General features: G+C 63.9%; 13 protein-coding genes. 5 read left to right on the top strand and 8 right to left on the bottom strand.

Annotation, left to right across the window (positions count from 1 at the left end; all coding sequences use genetic code 11):
• Positions 1-66: 66 nt before the first annotated feature.
• Together RT028_RS11460 and uvsE are read right to left on the bottom strand one after the other, a co-directional pair.
• Entirely contained in the window at positions 67-537 is a 471-nt protein-coding gene (locus RT028_RS11460; protein ID WP_312934970.1) for a hypothetical protein, read from the bottom strand.
• Between the two features lie 40 nt (positions 538-577).
• Positions 578-1,621, bottom strand: a complete 1,044-nt coding sequence (uvsE, locus tag RT028_RS11455) for a UV DNA damage repair endonuclease UvsE (RefSeq protein ID WP_312934969.1) — start codon at positions 1,619-1,621, stop codon at positions 578-580.
• 151 nt (positions 1,622-1,772) lie between these two features.
• Between uvsE and RT028_RS11450 the strand changes: the two genes are divergently transcribed.
• The gene (locus RT028_RS11450) at positions 1,773-2,228 is read left to right on the top strand and encodes an NUDIX domain-containing protein (RefSeq protein ID WP_312934968.1); all 456 of its coding nucleotides are present in this window, start codon (positions 1,773-1,775) and stop codon (positions 2,226-2,228) included.
• Positions 2,229-2,341: 113 nt separating this feature from the next.
• Positions 2,342-3,589 (top strand): MFS transporter, encoded by a 1,248-nt coding sequence (locus tag RT028_RS11445; RefSeq protein WP_312934967.1) that lies wholly within the window; start codon positions 2,342-2,344, stop codon positions 3,587-3,589.
• A gap of 30 nt (positions 3,590-3,619) precedes the next feature.
• Here RT028_RS11445 and RT028_RS11440 read toward each other — a convergent pair whose 3' ends face one another.
• Positions 3,620-4,768 (bottom strand): MFS transporter, encoded by a 1,149-nt coding sequence (locus RT028_RS11440; RefSeq protein ID WP_312934965.1) that lies wholly within the window; start codon positions 4,766-4,768, stop codon positions 3,620-3,622.
• 220 nt (positions 4,769-4,988) lie between these two features.
• On the opposite strand from RT028_RS11440, the gene RT028_RS11435 reads away from it, so the two are divergent.
• Both RT028_RS11435 and yiaY read left to right on the top strand, forming a co-directional pair.
• Positions 4,989-6,119 (top strand): hypothetical protein, encoded by a 1,131-nt coding sequence (locus RT028_RS11435; RefSeq protein ID WP_312934964.1) that lies wholly within the window; start codon positions 4,989-4,991, stop codon positions 6,117-6,119.
• Positions 6,120-6,459: 340 nt separating this feature from the next.
• Entirely contained in the window at positions 6,460-7,608 is a 1,149-nt protein-coding gene (gene yiaY / locus RT028_RS11430) for an L-threonine dehydrogenase (protein ID WP_312934962.1), read from the top strand.
• A gap of 136 nt (positions 7,609-7,744) precedes the next feature.
• Here yiaY and RT028_RS11425 read toward each other — a convergent pair whose 3' ends face one another.
• Both RT028_RS11425 and RT028_RS11420 read right to left on the bottom strand, forming a co-directional pair.
• Positions 7,745-8,950, bottom strand: coding sequence for a hypothetical protein (locus RT028_RS11425; protein WP_312934961.1), 1,206 nt, complete (start codon positions 8,948-8,950; stop codon positions 7,745-7,747).
• Between the two features lie 87 nt (positions 8,951-9,037).
• Entirely contained in the window at positions 9,038-10,657 is a 1,620-nt protein-coding gene (locus tag RT028_RS11420) for an NADP-dependent glyceraldehyde-3-phosphate dehydrogenase (RefSeq protein WP_312934960.1), read from the bottom strand.
• Between the two features lie 308 nt (positions 10,658-10,965).
• On the opposite strand from RT028_RS11420, the gene RT028_RS11415 reads away from it, so the two are divergent.
• A complete protein-coding gene (locus RT028_RS11415; protein ID WP_312934958.1) occupies positions 10,966-13,518 on the top strand; it encodes an EAL domain-containing protein in 2,553 nt (850 codons plus the stop codon).
• A gap of 15 nt (positions 13,519-13,533) precedes the next feature.
• On the opposite strand, the gene RT028_RS11410 is transcribed toward RT028_RS11415, so the two are convergent.
• The 3 genes from RT028_RS11410 to nspC all read right to left on the bottom strand — a co-directional run bounded on the left by RT028_RS11410 (position 13,534) and on the right by nspC (position 17,562).
• Complete coding sequence (locus RT028_RS11410; RefSeq protein ID WP_312934957.1) at positions 13,534-14,892, bottom strand: hypothetical protein; 1,359 nt, start codon at positions 14,890-14,892, stop codon at positions 13,534-13,536.
• 297 nt (positions 14,893-15,189) lie between these two features.
• Positions 15,190-16,434 (bottom strand): saccharopine dehydrogenase family protein, encoded by a 1,245-nt coding sequence (locus RT028_RS11405; RefSeq protein ID WP_312934956.1) that lies wholly within the window; start codon positions 16,432-16,434, stop codon positions 15,190-15,192.
• 30 nt (positions 16,435-16,464) lie between these two features.
• Positions 16,465-17,562 carry a carboxynorspermidine decarboxylase gene (nspC, locus tag RT028_RS11400; protein ID WP_312934955.1) on the bottom strand — a complete coding sequence of 366 codons (1,098 nt, stop codon included), beginning with the start codon at positions 17,560-17,562 and terminating at the stop codon, positions 16,465-16,467.
• Positions 17,563-18,038 lie beyond the last annotated feature (476 nt).

Genomic DNA, 18,038 nt, shown 5'->3' with positions numbered 1-18,038 from the left:
AACCAGGGCGGCTGAGCGGCCGCTCCTGACCGAACCGCAGCATCCTGGCGGCAACGCCTGGAGCGATTACTTCGCGTCCAGCTTCCCCAGCTCTTCGTTGATGTCCTTGACCCGCGTCGTGGCCTGCTCGCGCAGCTTCGGATCGGTGGCGGTCTGCATCATCAGGTTGTTGAGTTTTTCACCGATCGCTTTGGTTTCCGGCGTTTTGCCCAGCTGCTGGGCTTTGGCCGGGTCTTGCACCAGTGGAGCGATCTGCTTGAATTCTGCGTCGGTGAAGTGCTCTTCGCTGTAGAGCTTGTGAATGTCGTCGCGGTATTCATCGAACGTGAAATGCTCACGGACCACTTCCTTGATTTTCTCGACCGGCACATTCGGGTGCGCTGCGCCGAACGGCGGGACGATGCTGTCGATGGTGGTTTCGTAGTTTTGCTTGAGCGGAAATTGTGCGTCGATTTGCGCGTCGCGGTCGTTCTTGCCGCAGGCCGCAAGGGCGCCTACCAGCAACAGGGGCAGGATGAATCGTGGGGAACGCAACATGGGTAAAAACCTTCCTGGTGGATGAAAAAAGGGGGAGACCCTAGCAGCTCGCCTGGCCCGGCGATAGCGGATCGGCCATATAACGATGGTAGAAGTCGAGCGTGGCGAGATTCTTGTGCTTGGCCTCGAACATGATGTCGAAGGCGTCCACGAACTGCAGGGCGTAGCGGTTGGTCCAGTCGTTCCACATCAGGTTGCTGTGGCCGTACAGATCGCGCTTGTTGACCGCCTCCAGCAGGGCCGGAATCTCCAGTTTCTGCTCAGCCGTGAAACCCAGTTCCTGCAGACGTTCGGGAGGTTGCGAGTAGTGCATCACTGGCCTTACACCGCGCCAGCTGTCGATGATGCGCGGCAGCCGCGGATCGCTGCGCGCGACGTAGTCGTTCTCGTGAATCCAGGCGTGGTGGATGTCCAGCACCACCGGGGCCAGGTCAGCGAGCCCCAGGCAGTCGTCGACGCCGTAGGTTTTCTCATCGTTTTCGAAGGTGATGACGTTACGCGCCACCTGCGACAACCGCGGCCACACGGCCCGCACGCCTTCGGCGCCCAGGCGCCCGGCGATGTGCACGTTGCATTTGAAGTCCTGGAACTGCTGGCCGTAGCCCATCATGCGAATCATGTCGGCGTGGTACTCGAATTCCGCCAGGCTGGCTTCGACCACTTCGGGGCGGTCCGAGCCGAGCACGCAGTACTGACCGGGGTGGAACGACAGGCGAATGTTGGCCGCGCGTGCGCGCTGGCCGATGGCAGCGAAGCGCGGTTGCAGCTCGGCCTGGATGTCGGCGGCCTGGTAGAACGCTGCCACGTCGCGGTGGCTGTACAGCGGCAGCAGGTCACTGCTCAGGCGCAGCATGTGCAGCGCGCAGGGCAGGGTGGCGACGTAGTCGATCAAGCGCAGTTGCGCGTCCAGATTGTGTTGCAGCAGTTCCAGCAGCTTGGTTCGCGCAGCCTCGACGCTGGCCGAGGACAGCCAGCGCAAGGTGGTGGTACGGGTATTGAACACGCGTTCGATCGTCTCGAGTTCTTTCACCGAATGGCTGCGGTGGGGGTGGCGGTACATGCAGGCAAAGCCCAAGCGGGGCATCGGTAACTCCAGAAATGGACGACAGGCAGGCAATGGACCTTGCGCAGGCGCAGAATGCTCCCTCGAGCGCGGCATCCAGTCGCTGAACCCTGCTCACACGTGCCGGGTCTGAACTGGGCACGCCCTGTTTCAGTGGCCAAGGACCCTCATCATGCGCGAACGCCCCTCAGCCCGGTTATTGGTGCTCGATCCGCAGCAGCGGGTCTTGTTGTTCCATTTCGTTCATCACCACGGCGTCTTGGCCGGAACATCGTGCTGGGCAACCCCCGGGGGCGGGGTGGAGGCAGGCGAGAATTTTGCCCAGGCCGCCCGACGTGAGCTGTGGGAAGAGACCGGCATCGACGCGGTCGACGTCGGCGAGTCGATTGCCGAACGACGCTTCGAAATGACCCTGCCCAGCGGCGAGCAGGTCAGGGCGATCGAGCAGTTCTTCGTGGTGCGGGTGGCGCAGACGACCATTTCCAACGTGAACTGGAGCGAGTTGGAAGTCGAGGTGCTGGCCGCCCACCGCTGGTGGACGCGCGAAGAGGTGCTGATGACCGAGGACACCGTCTGGCCCAATGACCTGCCCGCACTGCTGGCGCAGGTGAACCGGCCGCAGCGCTGATGATCGGCAGTCCGAAAGCCCTGTATCGACACACATGAATATTCATAAACAGTCGAGAACGTTCGCTCAGAGCGCTAGGTCTATGCTGAAATTGTCTCTGGATGTGACCCATCATGTACCGTCGCGATCAGCGCTCCCTCGACTGGCTCAACTTCTTCCTGGCGGATGTCCGCGACGGTCTCGGCCCGTACCTGGCCATTTACCTGCTGGCGGTGCACAAGTGGGAGCCGGCGAGCATTGGCCTGGTGATGAGCCTGGCTGGCATCACCGCGCTGCTCACGCAGACGCCGGCCGGCGCCCTGATCGATCGCACCCGTGCCAAGCGCACGGTCGTGGTGATCGCTGCTCTGCTGGTCACCGGCAGTTGCCTGCTGTTGCCCTTTGTCACCTCCTTCACGCTCGTGGCGCTGACCCAGACCGTCAGTGCCGTGGCCGGTTCGGTGTTCGCCCCGGCAATCGCCGCGATTTCCTTGGGGCTGACCGGACCCAAAGCGTTCACCCGCCGCACCGGGCGTAACGAGACCTTCAACCATGCCGGCAATGCGGTCTCGGCGCTGCTGGCCGGTGGCCTGGCCTGGCTCTATGGGCCTGTGGTGGTGTTTTACCTGATGGCGGCGATGACCGTGGGCAGCATCTTTGCCGTCAGCCTGGTCCGCGCTGAGGCTATCGACCATGACGTCGCTCGCGGCTTCACGGCTGCAGAAGGCGATCGACATCAACCCTCAGGGCTGCGCGTACTGCTGAGTAACCGGCCGTTGCTGACCTTCGCCATCTGCTGCGCGCTGTTCCATCTGGCCAACGCGGCGATGCTGCCGCTGGTGAGCCAGAAGCTCTCGCAGGTCAACCTGCACCTGGCCACGCCATTGACCTCTGCCTGTATCGTGGCGGCGCAACTGCTCATGGTGCCGGTGGCCATGCTGGTGGGGTTGAAAGCCGATGTCTGGGGGCGCAAACCCTTGCTGTTGGCGGGCTTTCTGATCCTGCCGCTGCGCGGGGCGCTGTATGTGTTTTCAGACAACCCCTTCTGGCTGGTGGGCGTGCAACTGCTCGACGGCATCGGTGCGGGTGTGCTCGGCGCACTGTTCCCGGTCGTGGTCAAAGACCTCACCCAAGGTACCGGGCGTTTCAACGTGAGTCTCGGCGCGTTGTCGACTGCGTTCGGACTGGGCGCTGCGCTGAGCCCCGGGCTGGCAGGGCTGGTGGTGCAGAGCGAAGGCTACAACGCCGCTTTCCTGACCTTGGCCGGCATCGCTGCAGCGGCATTCTTGCTGGTCTGGTTGGGCATGCCGGAAACCCGCAACTACACCGGTGACCTGGACGACACGCCGCACGCGGCGATGCGCCCGAACGCTGTGGGTTGAGGCAAAGGTGATGCCGGTAAGGCAGACGCCCTAGGGCGCCTGTTTGCCACTGCTGACTGCCGCCCGGCCCAGCAGCGCCAGCACCAGCATCGCCGTGGCCAGCGCCCAGAACGCGCTGTGCAAGGATGTCCACTGCGACAGGTGGCCGATGAAGCCCGGCCCCAGCAATACCCCCAGATACCCCAGCGTCGCCACAGCGCTCAAGCTGCTGGCAGCCGGCATGCGCCGCTGGCTGAGGGCCGCACGGAACAGCACCGGTACCGCGTTGGCCAGGCCCAGGCCCGCCAGCGTGAAGCCGATCAAGGCACCCGTCAGGGGCAGGGTTTGCGCCATGACCAGCCCGATCAACGCGAGTACGGCGCCGCCCACGAGCAGCAGGGTGTCTCCCAGCCACTGCGCCAGCCGGTCGCCTACCAGCCGCACGCACGCCATCGCCAGGGTAAACAGGCTGTAGGCGATGCCTGCCGACGCCAGGCTCACGCCGTGTACGCCCTTGAGGTACAGCGCACTCCAGTCGAGCATGGCGCCCTCCACCAGCAGGCAGATAAACGCCAGCGCGGCCAGCAGCATGACCACGCCCTTGGGCCACTGGAACGTGGCATCGTCGAGCGCGTCCAGGCGACGGATCTGGTGGCGGTAGGCCAATGCCAACAGCAACACCGCCAGCAGCGCCGCTGCCGATGCCGCCTGTACCGGTGAAAACCCTTGTTTGAGCAGCAGCGTGACGCCCGCTGCACCGGCGAAGGCGCCGACGCTGAACAGGCCATGGAAGCCTGACATCAACGGCTTGTTGGCGGCTTTTTCGACAATCGCTGCCTGCAGGTTCATGCCAATGTCACCCACCCCCAGGCACGCGCCGAAGATGAACAGCATCAGCCCGAATGCGGCGGGCGAATCGAGGCTCGCCAGTGTCACCAGTGCGCCACTGAAGGCCACACCTGCGATTTGCAGCACACGGCGCAAGCCGATGGCCTGGGCCAGGCGCGCGGCGAACGGCATGCTGATCAGTGAGCCCAGGCCGATGCACAGCAGCAGACTGCCGAAGGCGCCGTCATCGAGCTGCAGTCGCTGTTTGGCGTAAGCCACCAGCGGCGCCCATGCCGCCATGGTGAAACCCAGGGTGAAAAAGGTCAGGCGGGTCGCGCGCTGGTAAGCGACCGAACCGAAGGGGGTGGGCATGATGACTCCTTGTGCAGTGGCCGCCGCAGCGGGCGAAAAGGTTCAGACCGGGCAGGGCAGTGAGAGGTTCGCGGGGATGCGTCATATGCCGCAATACGTCAAGGCGAGTTTCAAGGTGAGAAATTCTAAAGATCACCTCAAATTTTATGAGTTTGTCTCACGCCCTTGCGCCACGCCAAAATGCCCGCCATCGCATTCATCGCTCGAGAGACACCTCACCATGGCACTGGCACACACCCTGGGTTTTGCCCATACCGGTCACCACCACGCACTTGAAGCCGCCCACTTGACCTGCGGCCGAGGTGAGCACGACCGTGCCCAGGGTTGCGCCGTTACCCGTGAGTGGCAGGCCGAGCAGTGGCACGTGCTGAAAACAGCCGGCATCGATCTGCTGCCGGTTGACGGCTGCTCCGGGGCTGATCGTGTGCTCACCCACTCGCTGGCCTTCGGCGTGCAGCCTACGGTGCGACGCGCCGACACCGCCGCTTCAGACCACCTGCAAGCAGGTGCCTCGGCTGATGCGCGGCTGACGCCGTGGTTCAACACCGCTACCGTCTATCACGCACCGCATTTTGCGCCCGACCAGGCGTTTGCCCTGAACTGGGACGCGCTGTTCGAAGAGGTGGCCCACGCCCACGCACTGGGCCATAGCGTGAAACCCGTCTTGCTCGGTCCGCTGACCTACCTGTGGCTGGGGCAACCTGCGACGCCGAACCTCGACACCCTGGAGCTCATCGACCGCTTGCTGCCGCTCTACGACACCCTCCTCAACCGCCTGGCCGCACAGGGTGTGGAGTGGGTGCAGATCGACGAGCCGATCCTTGCGCTCGAGCTGCCGCAAGCCTGGAAGAATGCCTATGAGCGGGTCTACAACATCCTTCAGCGCGCTCCGCTGAAAAAACTGGTGGCCACCTATTACGGGGGCCTGCAAGACAACCTGGGCCTGGCCGCCAATCTGCCAGTCGACGGCCTGCACATCGACCTGGCCTGTGCGCCCGAGCAGTACCCGGTCATTCTCGATCGTTTGCCAGCCTACAAATTGTTGTCGTTAGGCGTGGTCAGCGGTTCGCAGGTGCAGCCACATGATCAGCAAAACGCGCTGCGTGTGTTGCGGCACGCGGCGCAGCGCCTGGGCGAGCGGCTGTGGGTGGCGACCTCCTGCCCGTTGCTGGCCGATGCGCTAGAAGGCCCGAGCGAGGCCGCGCATGAACGGTCACCTGCATTGGCCTTCGCGGCGCAAGCCTGGCAGTCGGTGAGTGCGGCTGTGCAGGCGGTGAATCAGACGCAGGCGGGTGTGGCTCGGGAATCGATGGCTGCAGTCGCGGCTTGTTCGGCAGTGCGCGCTGCCTGAATCAGGACGTCTGCGTCGCCCGTCGCGGCTGACCGGAACGCCGGGCCGGCCGCTCCCACACCACCGAGTGCTCTCTCTGGATCGCATGCTGCTGCTAGACAGCGTGTTCCTGTCAAAACCATTTGATGGGGCTCACCCGTACGTGTTGGCGAATATCGTTGCGATGGGTGGCAAGGCGGCCCCGTCTGGCCGCCATCCCCCGACAGCATGGCGCAGACGCTTTGCACCCGGCGAGCCCCGTAAGTTCAGGCCTTTTGCCAGCGCTTGCCCTGGATCAACATCCTGCCCCCGCCAACGGCCCATCCTCGGCGCCAAACCGCCCGCCATCGAGGATTGCGTCATGAGCAGCACGTTCTTCATTCCCGCCGTCAACATCATGGGCATCGGTTGCCTGGATGAAGCGATCACCGCGATTGCCGGCTATGGCCTGCGCAAGGCGCTGATCGTCACCGACCAGGGCCTGGCCCGGGCCGGCATTGCCGCGCGCATCGCCGGGCTGCTGGCCGAGCGGGATATCGACTCGCGGGTATTCGATGGCGCCCGGCCAAACCCCACCGTGGCCAACGTCGAAGCGGGCCTGGCGCTTCTGCAGCGCGAGCGCTGCGACTGCGTGATCTCGCTGGGCGGCGGTTCGCCCCACGACTGTGCCAAAGGGATCGCGCTGTGTGCCACCAATGGTGGGCACATCAGCGACTACGAGGGTGTCGACCGTTCTGCCAAGCCGCAGTTACCGCTGATCGCCATCAATACCACCGCCGGCACCGCCAGCGAGATGACCCGCTTCTGCATCATCACCGACGAGGTCCGCCACGTGAAAATGGCCATCGTCGACCGTAACGTCACGCCGATCCTGTCGGTCAACGACCCGGCGCTGATGGCCGGCATGCCAAAATCACTCACCGCCGCCACCGGCATGGACGCCTTGACGCACGCGGTCGAAGCGTACGTGTCGACTGCCGCCACACCGATCACCGATGCCTGTGCGTTGAAGGCTGTGAGCCTGATCAGCGAACACCTGCGCCAGGCAGTCAACCACGGCGATGACCTGCAGGCCCGCGAGCAGATGGCCTACGCCCAATTCCTCGCCGGCATGGCCTTCAACAACGCCTCACTCGGCTACGTGCACGCCATGGCGCACCAGTTGGGCGGCTTCTATGATCTGCCCCATGGTGTATGCAACGCGGTACTGCTGCCCCACGTGCAGCGCTTCAACGCGCAGGTCAGCGCTGCGCGGCTGCGCGATGTGGCCAAGGCCATGGGCCTGAAGGTCTGCGGCATGGACGCTGAGCAGGGCGCGGCCGCGGCCATTGCGGCCATCGAGCGCCTGGCGGCTGATGTGGAGATTCCCAACGGCCTGCGCGCCCTGGGCGTGAAGATGGAAGATGTGCCGTTGCTGGCCACCAATGCGCTGAAGGATGCCTGCGGCCTGACCAACCCACGCAGCGCCGTGCAGAGCGAGATAGAAGCCATCTTCAAAGCGGCATTCTAGAGTGCTGCATGGGCGGCTTGACGAATGTCGGACCAAGCGCCTCCATGGCGCAATGGCTGTTCAGTCAAGCCGGATCGGGATGACTCAGGGCCGCTCCGCGGCCAATCGCGGCTAAAGGCTGATGCCCGCCTGGGCATCACCGCTCACGCATGAAGAACCCCGCAACATATTTGCGAAACGTCTCCAGGCTCTTGAAGTCGGCGTAGCGTTTGAACGTTTCCGCTTCAGGCTCCGGGCCCAGTGGCTGTTCCAGTAACGACACCGACAGCACCCGGTCCTGATCCGAGGTCAGCACCAGCTCATCCATCACCTGGCCGCCGATCACCGGCCGGCGCATCTGCACCTTCACGCCCTTGCTCGCCATCCAGTCGATCAACGACACCAGCGCCTTGAGCGGCGCGCGCTCTTCATCGCGGTACACCGGGAACAGCTGCGCGCGCGACAGCACCGGCACACTGGCGATGTGGATCAACTCATAGAACTGGCTACCGGCGGTGGTCGGCGAATACAGCGCCAGGGCCAGCAGCGGCCCGGCAGTGCGGCTGCCGCCCCAATACAGGTGATGACCCTGGAAATCGACGCCGTCGTCGCTGCGCGCGGTGAACACCTTGCGTCCCTGGATCTGTTCGACGCAGTCCAGCAACAGGCCATGACGGCGGTGGTTGCCGAACACCGTGGCCTCGCGCAGGCGCGCCTTGAGCATCATCATGTGCTTCATGTCCAGACGCGTTTCCAGGTAGTTGCTGGCCGGCACCCGCTCCACCAGTGGATAGCGCGCAGCCACGCTGCGCAGCGCGGCAAACTGAGCGGTGAGGTCATGCTTGAGGTGCGTGGCGTACAGGTTCAGGCCGCTGGTTTCGATCCAGGTCAGCAGCAGCGACACCAGCAGCGGCGTCTCGGCCCGGGCACCGGCAGCCACATTGGCGCGAGCGCGGCCCGCCGTTGGCGGATCCGCCCCGGGGCCGCGAAAGTCGCCGATCAACCGTAGCGGCGTGTCTGGGGCCAGCCAGGCGGGCGGCGGCGTGGCCGGAGCGTTGGCCTCGCTCCCTTCACGCAGGTCCTTGCTGAAAGGGCAGCCTGCGGCGTGCTCGGCGGTGCCGGGGTTGTTCTTCAGAAACAGTGTGCCCGTGCTGCCGTTGAGGCTGACATTGAGCACCGGCAAGGCATCGCTGCGACAGTCACAGGCCAGCCAGTGGTTGGCGCTGCGCACCTTCATCAGCCACTGATTGGCCTGCAACAGGCGTGGACCGAGCAGTGTCGCCTGCACGAATCCGCTGAGCAGTTCTTCTTCTGCAGGGGTGAGGGTGCGCACCAGCGCGGCATTCTTGTCGATGATTCGCATGAAGGGTTCCAGGCAACGTGCCCTCAGCTTCGACCAAAGAGGCCGGGCTTTCAACCCGGCATTGGCGGCAACTGCCTGGAGGGCGGATCAGAAGATGTAGTCGGTGGTCAGGAAGCTCGATTCGCGGTTGCGGATGATGTCGCTGATCAGCGTTTTATTGGCCTCCTGGAAACGCGCGGCGACCAGGGTGCGGATCGAGAACACGCGCAGCGCATCGTGCACCGACAGCGTGCCTTCGGCGCTGTTCTTGCGACCGTTGAAGGGGTAGGTGTCCGGCCCCCGTTGGCATTGGCTGTTGAGGTTGATACGCCCGACCTGGTTGGCAAAGGTGTCGACCAGATGGCCGATGGTCGCCGGGTCGTTGCCGAACAGGCTCAACTGCTGGCCGTAGTCCGAATCCAGCACATACTCGATCACCGTGTCGAGGTCACGAAACGGTACAACGGGAATGACCGGACCGAACTGCTCCTCGTGATAGACGCGCATGGCGGGGCTGACCGGGTACAGCAGCGCCGGGTAGAAGAACGAGCCGCGGCTCTGCCCGCCACCGGCATTGAGCACCTGCGCGCCGTGCTCGCACGCATCGTTGACCAGGCCGCGCAGATACTCGACCTTGCCCGGCTCCGGCAGCGGCGTCAGGGCAACGCCCGGGGTCCAGGGCATGCCTGGTGTGAGTGCCGCGAGCCTGGTCTGGAAGCGCTCGAGGAACGCATCGACCACGTCCTCGTGCACGAACAGGATCTTCAGCGCCGTACAGCGCTGGCCGTTGAATGACAGCGCGCCGGTCACGGCTTCTTCCACGGCATTGTCCAGGTCCACCTGCGGTAGCACGATGCCCGGATTCTTGGCATCCAGGCCCAGCGCGGCGCGCAGGCGGTGTGGCTTGGGGTGCAGTTTCTTCAGTGCAGCGGCCGCCTTGTGCGTACCGATGAAGGCGAACACGTCCACCTTGCCGCTGGCCATCAGCGCGCTGACCGTGTCATGGCCACGGCCGTAGATGACGTTGATCACGCCAGGCGGGAAGCTGTCGCGGAACGCTTCCAGCAGCGGCCGAATCAGCAGCACACCGAACTTGGCAGGCTTGAAGACCACCGTGTTGCCCATGATCAGCGCCGGAATCAGCGTGGTGAAGGTTTCGTTCAGCGGATAGTTGTACGGCCCCATGCACAGCGCCACGCCCAGAGGCGCGCGGCGAATCTGCCCGAGCGTGCCTTGCTCCAGCTCGAAACGGCTTGAACGGCGGTCGAGTGCCTTCAGCGCGCCGATGGTCTCGACGATGTAGTCGCACGTGCGATCGAATTCCTTCTCGGCGTCTTTGAGGTTCTTGCCGATTTCCCACATCAACAGCTTGACCACGGCCGTGCGCTGTTCTCGCATGCGCGCCAGGAACTGCTCGACATGGGCAATGCGCTCGGCCACGCGCATGGTCGGCCACGCGCCGCGGCCCTTGTCGTAAGCCTGCACGGCGGCGTCCAGCGCGGTGAGGGCGGTCTCGGCATCGAGCAGCGGCGCGCAGCCCAGTACCACTTGGCTGTCACCGTCGGCCTGCTTCAGCCAGATCGGGCTGTTGACGGTGGCGAGCGGCCCGTTCCAGTGGCGCAGTTCGCCACCGACCAGGTACTCGCGTTGCTCCAGCGGCTCGCCAAGGCGCCACGCCTCGGGGATCTGGTCGGCGGAAGGGAAAAGCGCTTCGAGCAGGTGATCCATGGGTGAGGGCCTCGCAGTCGATAAAAAGAAAACGATTCAGCGCGCAGCGTGCTCCGGCGTTGGCTAAAACGCCAGCCTGGCTCATCTGTCAGGGCTGTACGGGGTCGAGCGCGACGCCTGTGAATGCGCACGGGTCATGCAGGGCTGATTCGCTGGACTGGCGTGGTGTGCCATCCAGCCAACGTCGGTACAGGATGGTAGACGACGTCCGGAGAGCGGCCCCCAGCCACACCCCGGTCGTCAGTTGCACGGATCGGGCGCCCTCCTGGCCGGTCAACCCGCTAACCCTGGTAAAACCCGGTGACAGTATGGACGCTTCAACGGACAAAGGTTTGTCGCCCCGCAGCCAAGTGGTTCGGCATCTGATCGTGATGTTCACGGCCTTGCTGTTGCTGGCATTGGCCATCGCGCTCGGCTCGCTGTACCGCATCGCCGCCGGGCTGGATGAGCGCGAAGCCGTTGAAAGCCGCTTTCACGCCCTGTCTGCACTCACCCAGCTACAAGATCGCGAACGCAGCTACCTGCTGGGGCACGCGTTCTGGCAAGCCGCCTATGATCACCTCAACGCGCCAGACGCTGCGCATTGGGCCTATGATCAGGACAACATCGGCCCCACCCTGTACACCCAGGATGGTTATCAGGGCGTCTACGCGTTGAATGATCAGCGCACGCTCTATGCCATGCTCGATGGCCGGCTCAGCGACCAGGGCCTGGCCGCGCACACCTCCCACAGCGCGCAGATCCTCGCCGTGGCGCGCCACGCCGTGCAGCGCGGCGAGGCAGCGTCGGGCTTCCTGCTGTTCGACGGCGCGCCCGCGCTGTTCAGTGCTGCCGTGATCCGCCCGCCGTCGTTGCCCCATCACCTCGATGCGCCCAATAGCGTGCTGGTGTTCATCCGTCGGCTGGACACGACCGTGCTGGACGGCCTGGGCCGTAGCGCCGGGTTGGACGGTATGACCACGTCCAGCGTCGCAGGGCCGGTTCGCGAGCGGGGGTCAATGCCGCTCGAAGGCATCGATCAGCAGCTGACCTGGCACATCGCACAGCCCGGTGGCGAGCTGCTGCGCACTGTGATTCCACCCCTGGGCCTGGCCAGCCTGATCATGGCGCTGATCATGGCCATCACCGCGCGCTACGCCCTGCGCGCGAGCGCCAGCATCGACCGCAGTCAACAACAGGCGCTGGCGTCGCAGGCGGCCTTGCAGCGCAGTGAGTCCCGCTTCAAGGCTGTAGCCGAGGCCGCCTCGGACTGGATCTGGGAGACCGATGCCGCGTTGAACATCAGCTACCTGTCCGGGCGCTTCGCCACGGTCACCGGGCACTCACTTGAACAGTGGCTGGGCCGGCCGATTACCGACCTGCTCGACTGCGACACCGGTGACGTACAGAACTGGCTGCAGGGCCTTGTGACTTCGCATACCCTCGCCACTCTGCGCTGCCAGTATCACGACCGCCTGGATCAGCGGCGCATCTGCCGCATCACGGCCAGCGCGATCGTGCAACGTGCGCAGTGCCAAGGCTTTCGCGGCACCTGCAGCGACATCACCGATGAGGTCGCGGCCCATGCGCAGATCCAGCATCTGTCGATGCATGACGCGCTGACCGGTTTACCCAATCGCAACCAGCTGATGCGCTTTCTCGAGCAGGATGGCAAGGGCAGTGGCGCGGTGCCGCTGGCCGTGCTGATGCTCGACCTGGACAATTTCAAACCGGTCAATGACAGCCTCGGCCATGCCGCAGGGGATGCCGTACTGATCGAACTGGCTGCGCGCCTGGGCCGCAGCGTGCGCGACTGCGACCTGGTCGCCCGGCTGGGCGGCGACGAATTCGTCATCGTGCTGCTGCGCCCCGGCGCGCGCAGCGAGCTGGAACGCTTCGCCGAACGGGTCATCGCTGCCTCGCAGCAACCGATCGACCACGAGGGCCACCGGCTGCAGGTCGGGGTAAGCCTGGGCATCGCGCTGTCCAGCGAGTACCCGGGCGCGCCCAGCGAGCTGATCCGCTGCGCCGATGCTGCGCTCTATGCGGCCAAACGCGAGGGCAAGCACACCTGGCGCTTCTTCTCGGCCGACCTCAACAGCGCTCTGCATGAGCGTCGCTTGCTGGCGCGGGACCTGCGCAGCGGCATCGGCCGGGGCGAGCTGGTGTTGCATTTTCAGCCGCGATTCAAGGTCGATGGGATCACCATCGCCTCGGTCGAGGCGCTGGTCCGCTGGCAGCACCCTCAGCACGGTCTGTTGATGCCGGACCGCTTCATCGCCTTGGCCGAGGAGTCCGATCTGATCGTGCTGCTGGGCAACTGGGTACTGAACCAGGCGTGTGCGCGAGCGTTGGAGTGGCCGCTGCCGGTGACCGTCTCGGTCAACCTGTCGCCGGCCCAGTTCACCCGCAGCGATGTCGTTCAGCAGGTGCGCCAGGCGCTCACCGACAGCGCGCTGCCCGCCCAGCGCCTGGAACTGGAAATTACCGAGAACGTCATGCTCAACGACATCGAAGGCGCACTGCAGACGTTCAATGCCCTCAAGGAACTGGGCGTGCGCCTGAACATGGACGACTTTGGCACCGGCTACTCATCGCTGGGCTACCTGCGCACCTACCCATTCGACAGCATCAAGATCGACAAACGCTTCATCCAGGCCCTGGCCAGCAACAGCAGCGACCGGCGCGTGGTGCAGGCCATCATCAGCCTGGGCATTGCCATGAACATGACGGTGACCGCCGAGGGGGTCGAGACGCCTGAGCAACTGGCGGCACTGCACGACGACCAGTGCCATGAAGTGCAGGGCTACCTGCTGAGCCGCCCGATCGCGCACGAGCGCTTGATACAGCTGATGCGCGCCCAGCCGAGCGCGCGTAACTGAAGGCGGCGTGGTAGCTCAATGCCCGTTCTGACGTGCGGGGCAGGCGCTGCGGCTCGAGGGGGAACGTACCTCGCCTGCCAACCCGTCCGGGCCAGGGGCAGCAGGCAATGGTGAGGGCGTGACGCCGCACTCGGGGCAATGCGGTACGCGAGGTTGCTCCAGCGCTGTGGGGGCGGGCAGAGCGTCCAGGTACTCGCTCAAGCGACGCTCCAGGCCGCCATCGGCATGACCCAGCAGCAGCCCGTGCAGGAGTGTGCTGTACACCGAGCGCGGGGTGCTGGCGCCGTGCCGTGAGCCGCGCGCTGGCCATTGTTCGCTGATCGCGCGCCGGCCGAGGTTCCACAGCTTGCCCGGTAGGGTGCCGACGGCGTGACGGGAGTCGACGTTGCAATGGTCGGCAAACTGTTGCACGTCGCGCAGCGCCGCGTTGGTCAGATCCCAGATGTGGCAGACCGGCAGTTTTTCCACCAGAACCTCGGCAACGGCCTGGCCACGCTCACGGGCGTGGAAGGTCAGGCCGTGCTCGGCGCAACGCCGCTCCAGATACCCGTACACCTCCTCCACGGCCAGACGGCGCAAGGCGTGGGTCAGATCAGCGTGCCATTCGGGTCGGGGGCCGCGGGTCAGCTCCTGGTGCACGCGCCGGTAGACCTCGGTGAGGGTGGCACGCCGCTCGCCGTCGAACGTGAGGTTGCTGACCCAGTGCACCCGATCAAGCCGGGGCAGGGCGGGATTGGGCTTGAAAGCATCGATGGGCGAGTCCGGGTCTATCAGCACGAGCATCTGCTGACGCATGGCGTCGAACATCGCCGCGTCCATGGTCTGGCTGGGGCTCAGAGGCAAGCCCACTTGGCCGGCTTCGGGCGGTTCCAGGCGGTCGCTGCGGGCATTACCGCGAGCCTCGATCAACGCCATGAGCATCAGCTTGCTGGCGACGCCCAAGGTGCTGTAAGGCACCAGTGGCGCAGGCTCGAGCGACCAGTAGTCAAGAATCTGGCCGCGCAGCCAGCTTTCCTCATTGCGCCTGTCATGGTGTCGCCGGGCGCTGCATGGCGGGCAGATGCAAAAGCGCTGCAGACGGTTGAACGCGGGAAAATAGTAGCGGTGCGGACACGCCAGGCAGAACGCTTCATTGATGCTGCGCGGTGCCTGCGACTTGCCGCGACGACGCGTGTAGAGCGGCTGCTCGCACCAAGGGCACGCGAGGTCGGCGCAAGGGATGGGTGGAAAGGCCTTGATCAGCCCGCTGCTACGCACCTCGATGCGGTAATCGGTGAGCAAGACCGCAACGGGCTCGTTGGCCAGGTAGCGCTGGTACAGCGTTTCGATCTGTTCGGCGCTGAGATGGCTCAGCTTGTCTTGGTAATCCGCCATTTCCGATTTTCCCTGTGACTAAGACGCGTCCGCGCGTAGGAGGGATGATGGAAGGCGGCGACAGACGGGGGGAAGTCTATCCGCGAGGGATTCGTCCTAGAGTGCTGTAGGTTATTTCCGAAAGATGGCCTGTGAAGTCAGGCGCAGTGGGTAAGCACTGTGCGTGAAGGCGAACCGCAGGTGTAGGGAGGGGGCAGCGAGGCGGGGGCAGGCACTTGACGGGGCGCTGGGGCTCGAGGCAGCGAACCGCCAGGAGCGGGGTTCAGACGATGGGACAGTAAGGCGGGCGTTCGGGCCTCAGGCCTCGGCATCCCAGGCGCGGTCACCGCGCTCGTCTTTCACGCGGGTCGGCAGGCCCATCAGGTCCAGCGCCTTGAGGAACGGCTCGGCCGGCAGTTCCTCGACGTTCACCATGCGCTGCACATCCCACTCGCCACGGGCCACCAGCAAGGCGGCGGCGACCGGCGGTACACCGGCGGTGTAGGAAATGCCCTGGCTGTCGGTTTCGGCGAAGGCGTCTTCGTGGTCGGCCACGTTGTAGATGAACACCTCGCGCGGCTGACCGTCCTTGGTGCCTTTGACCAGGTCACCGATGCAGGTCTTGCCGGTATAGCCCGGCGCCAGCGAGGCAGGATCGGGCAGCACGGCCTTGACCACCTTCAGCGGAACCACATCGAGGCCTTCAGCGGTACGCACCGGCTGCTCGGAAAGCAGGCCAAGGTTCTTCAGTACGGTAAAGACGTTGATGTAGTGCTCGCCGAAACTCATCCAGAAACGCACGTTCGGCACGTCGAGATTCTTCGACAGCGAGTGGACCTCGTCATGGCCAGTAAGGTACAGGTTCTGCTCACCGACCACCGGCAGGTCATCGGTGCGCTTGACCTCGAACATGCTGTTGCTGGTCCACTGGCCGTTCTGCCAGCTCCATACTTGCCCGGTGAACTCGCGGAAGTTGATTTCCGGATCGAAGTTGGTGGCGAAGTACTTGCCGTGCGAACCGGCATTGACGTCGAGAATGTCGATCGAATCAATGCGGTCGAAATACTGCTGCTGCGCAAGTTTTGCGTAGCTGTTGACCACACCCGGATCGAAACCGACTCCGAGAATGGCGGTGATGTTCTTGTGTTGGCACTCTTCGGTGTGTTTCCACTCGTAGTTGCCATACCAGGGCGGCGTTTCGCATACCTTGCCTGGTTCTTCGTGGATCGCGGTGTCCAGATAGGCCACACCGGTATCGATGCAGGCACGCAGCACCGACATGTTGAGGAACGCGGAGCCGACGTTGATGACGATCTGCGATTCGGTCTCGCGGATCAACGCCTTGGTGGCTTCGACATCAAGCGCGTTGAGCGAGAAGGCCTGGATGTCCGCAGGCACCTTGAGGCTGCCCTTGGCCTTGACGCTGTCGATGATGGCCTGGCATTTGGAGATGTTCCGTGACGCGATGGCAATACGACCCAGTTCGTCGTTATGCTGCGCGCACTTGTGGGCCACCACCTTGGCGACACCTCCTGCACCAATGATAAGAACGTTCTTCTTCAATTTATCTGTTGCTCCTTACTGAATGCCGTCTTAGGACAGGCTGGAAACGTAGTCTTCAAAGCCGAATTCACGCACCACATCAATGCTGCCATCGAGTTGCTTGACGACGATGGCCGGCATCTTCAGGCCGTTGAACCAGTTCTTCTTGACCATGGTGTAGCCGGCGGTGTCGACGAACGAAAGACGGTCACCGATCGCCAGCGGCTTGGCAAACTGGTACTCGCCGAAGATATCCCCGGCCAGGCACGACTTGCCGCAGATCATGTAGCTGTGTTCGCCCTCGCTTGGCGCGAGCTTGGCGTTGAGGCGGTAGATCAGCAGGTCAAGCAGGTGCGCTTCGATGGAGCTGTCGACCACCGCCAGGTGTTTGCCGTTGTACAGCGTGTCGAGCACGGTGACTTCGAGCGATGCGCTCTGCGTGATCGCCGCCTCGCCCGGCTCCAGATAGACCTGCACGCCGTAGGTTTGCGAAAACGCCTTGAGGCGTTTGCAGAAGGCGTCCACGTCATAGCCTTCGCCGGTGAAATGAATACCGCCGCCCAGGCTCACCCACTCGACCTTGTGCAACAGATGACCAAAACGCTGCTCGATGTGCGTGAGCATCTGGTCGAACAGGTTGAGGTCGCCGTTCTCGCAGTTGTTGTGGAACATGAAGCCGGAGATGGTTTCGATGACCGCTTCGATCTTTTCCGGGTCCCACTCGCCCAGGCGGCTGAACGGGCGTGCCGGGTCAGCCAGCAGGTAGTCCGAGCTGCTCACCTGCGGGTTGACGCGCAGGCCACGTGTCTTGCCGGCAGATCGTTCTGCAAAGCGCTGCAGTTGGCCAATGGAGTTGAAGATGATCTTGTCGCAGTTCTCGAGCATCTCTTCGATTTCGTCGTCGGCCCAGGCCACGCTGTAGGCGTGCGTCTCGCCTTCGAACTTCTGGCGGCCGAGCTTGAGCTCGTAGAGCGACGACGAGGTGGTGCCGTCCATGTACTGCTGCATCAGGTCGAACACCGACCAGGTGGCGAAGCATTTCAAGGCCAGCAGTGCCTTGGCACCGGAGTGCTCACGCACATAGGCGATCTTCTCCATGTTGCCAAGCAGCTTGGTCTTGTCGATGAGGTAGTACGGCGTCTTGATCATGCGAAGGCCTCCCGGCCAGGCCGGCCAAAAAAAAGACACGCATTGTGCCTTCACTTGCCCTGGATCGAAAGGGCTGTGGTGCTTTTCGTGGGGCCAGGGCCGGTAGGGCTTTGCTGGACGTCAGGCGCTGGCCACCAAGGGCCAGCGGGGGAGAGTATTCCATGGGAATGTGACGCAATGGTGGCACCGCGGCTGGGGTAGCGCCGGGTGGCGCTTCTGAGCGTGTCTATTGTCTTTTGACCTGGTGTAGGCGTGCAGGCACGCCATGCTCCCCATCCCGCAATGTGCCATTCCAGACCGTCCGGCAATCGAGTTGGCAAGGGGTTTCTAAACACAGGAACTTCCGTTATTTCAAGCGAGCAACACCTGTACCGGGGGCAGGGTTGCTGAAAATTCTAATCAGAAACTAGCAACACGAACTTTGGCTCTGATAAATGGCACGTCAGATGAGAGGTAGGGCCGGATAAGAGCAGCCA

This window comes from Pseudomonas sp. (genome assembly GCF_032058845.1).
GTDB lineage: Bacteria > Pseudomonadota > Gammaproteobacteria > Pseudomonadales > Pseudomonadaceae > Aquipseudomonas.
Note: the sequence above shows the minus strand (reverse complement) of the source record. Positions and strands in the feature narration are given on the sequence as shown.

Bases quoted from the DNA above. Each gene is read 5' to 3' on its own strand.
- RT028_RS11410 (WP_312934957.1), bottom strand. From the start codon at position 14,892: ATGGCGGATTACCAAGACAAGCTGAGCCATCTCAGCGCCGAACAGATC.
- RT028_RS11450 (WP_312934968.1), top strand. From the start codon at position 1,773: ATGCGCGAACGCCCCTCAGCCCGGTTATTGGTGCTCGATCCGCAGCAG.
- RT028_RS11445 (WP_312934967.1), top strand. From the start codon at position 2,342: ATGTACCGTCGCGATCAGCGCTCCCTCGACTGGCTCAACTTCTTCCTG.
- RT028_RS11460 (WP_312934970.1), bottom strand. From the start codon at position 537: ATGTTGCGTTCCCCACGATTCATCCTGCCCCTGTTGCTGGTAGGCGCC.
- RT028_RS11440 (WP_312934965.1), bottom strand. From the start codon at position 4,768: ATGCCCACCCCCTTCGGTTCGGTCGCTTACCAGCGCGCGACCCGCCTG.
- nspC (WP_312934955.1), bottom strand. From the start codon at position 17,562: ATGATCAAGACGCCGTACTACCTCATCGACAAGACCAAGCTGCTTGGC.
- uvsE (WP_312934969.1), bottom strand. From the start codon at position 1,621: ATGCCCCGCTTGGGCTTTGCCTGCATGTACCGCCACCCCCACCGCAGC.
- RT028_RS11415 (WP_312934958.1), top strand. From the start codon at position 10,966: ATGGACGCTTCAACGGACAAAGGTTTGTCGCCCCGCAGCCAAGTGGTT.
- RT028_RS11435 (WP_312934964.1), top strand. From the start codon at position 4,989: ATGGCACTGGCACACACCCTGGGTTTTGCCCATACCGGTCACCACCAC.
- RT028_RS11425 (WP_312934961.1), bottom strand. From the start codon at position 8,950: ATGCGAATCATCGACAAGAATGCCGCGCTGGTGCGCACCCTCACCCCT.
- yiaY (WP_312934962.1), top strand. From the start codon at position 6,460: ATGAGCAGCACGTTCTTCATTCCCGCCGTCAACATCATGGGCATCGGT.
- RT028_RS11420 (WP_312934960.1), bottom strand. From the start codon at position 10,657: ATGGATCACCTGCTCGAAGCGCTTTTCCCTTCCGCCGACCAGATCCCC.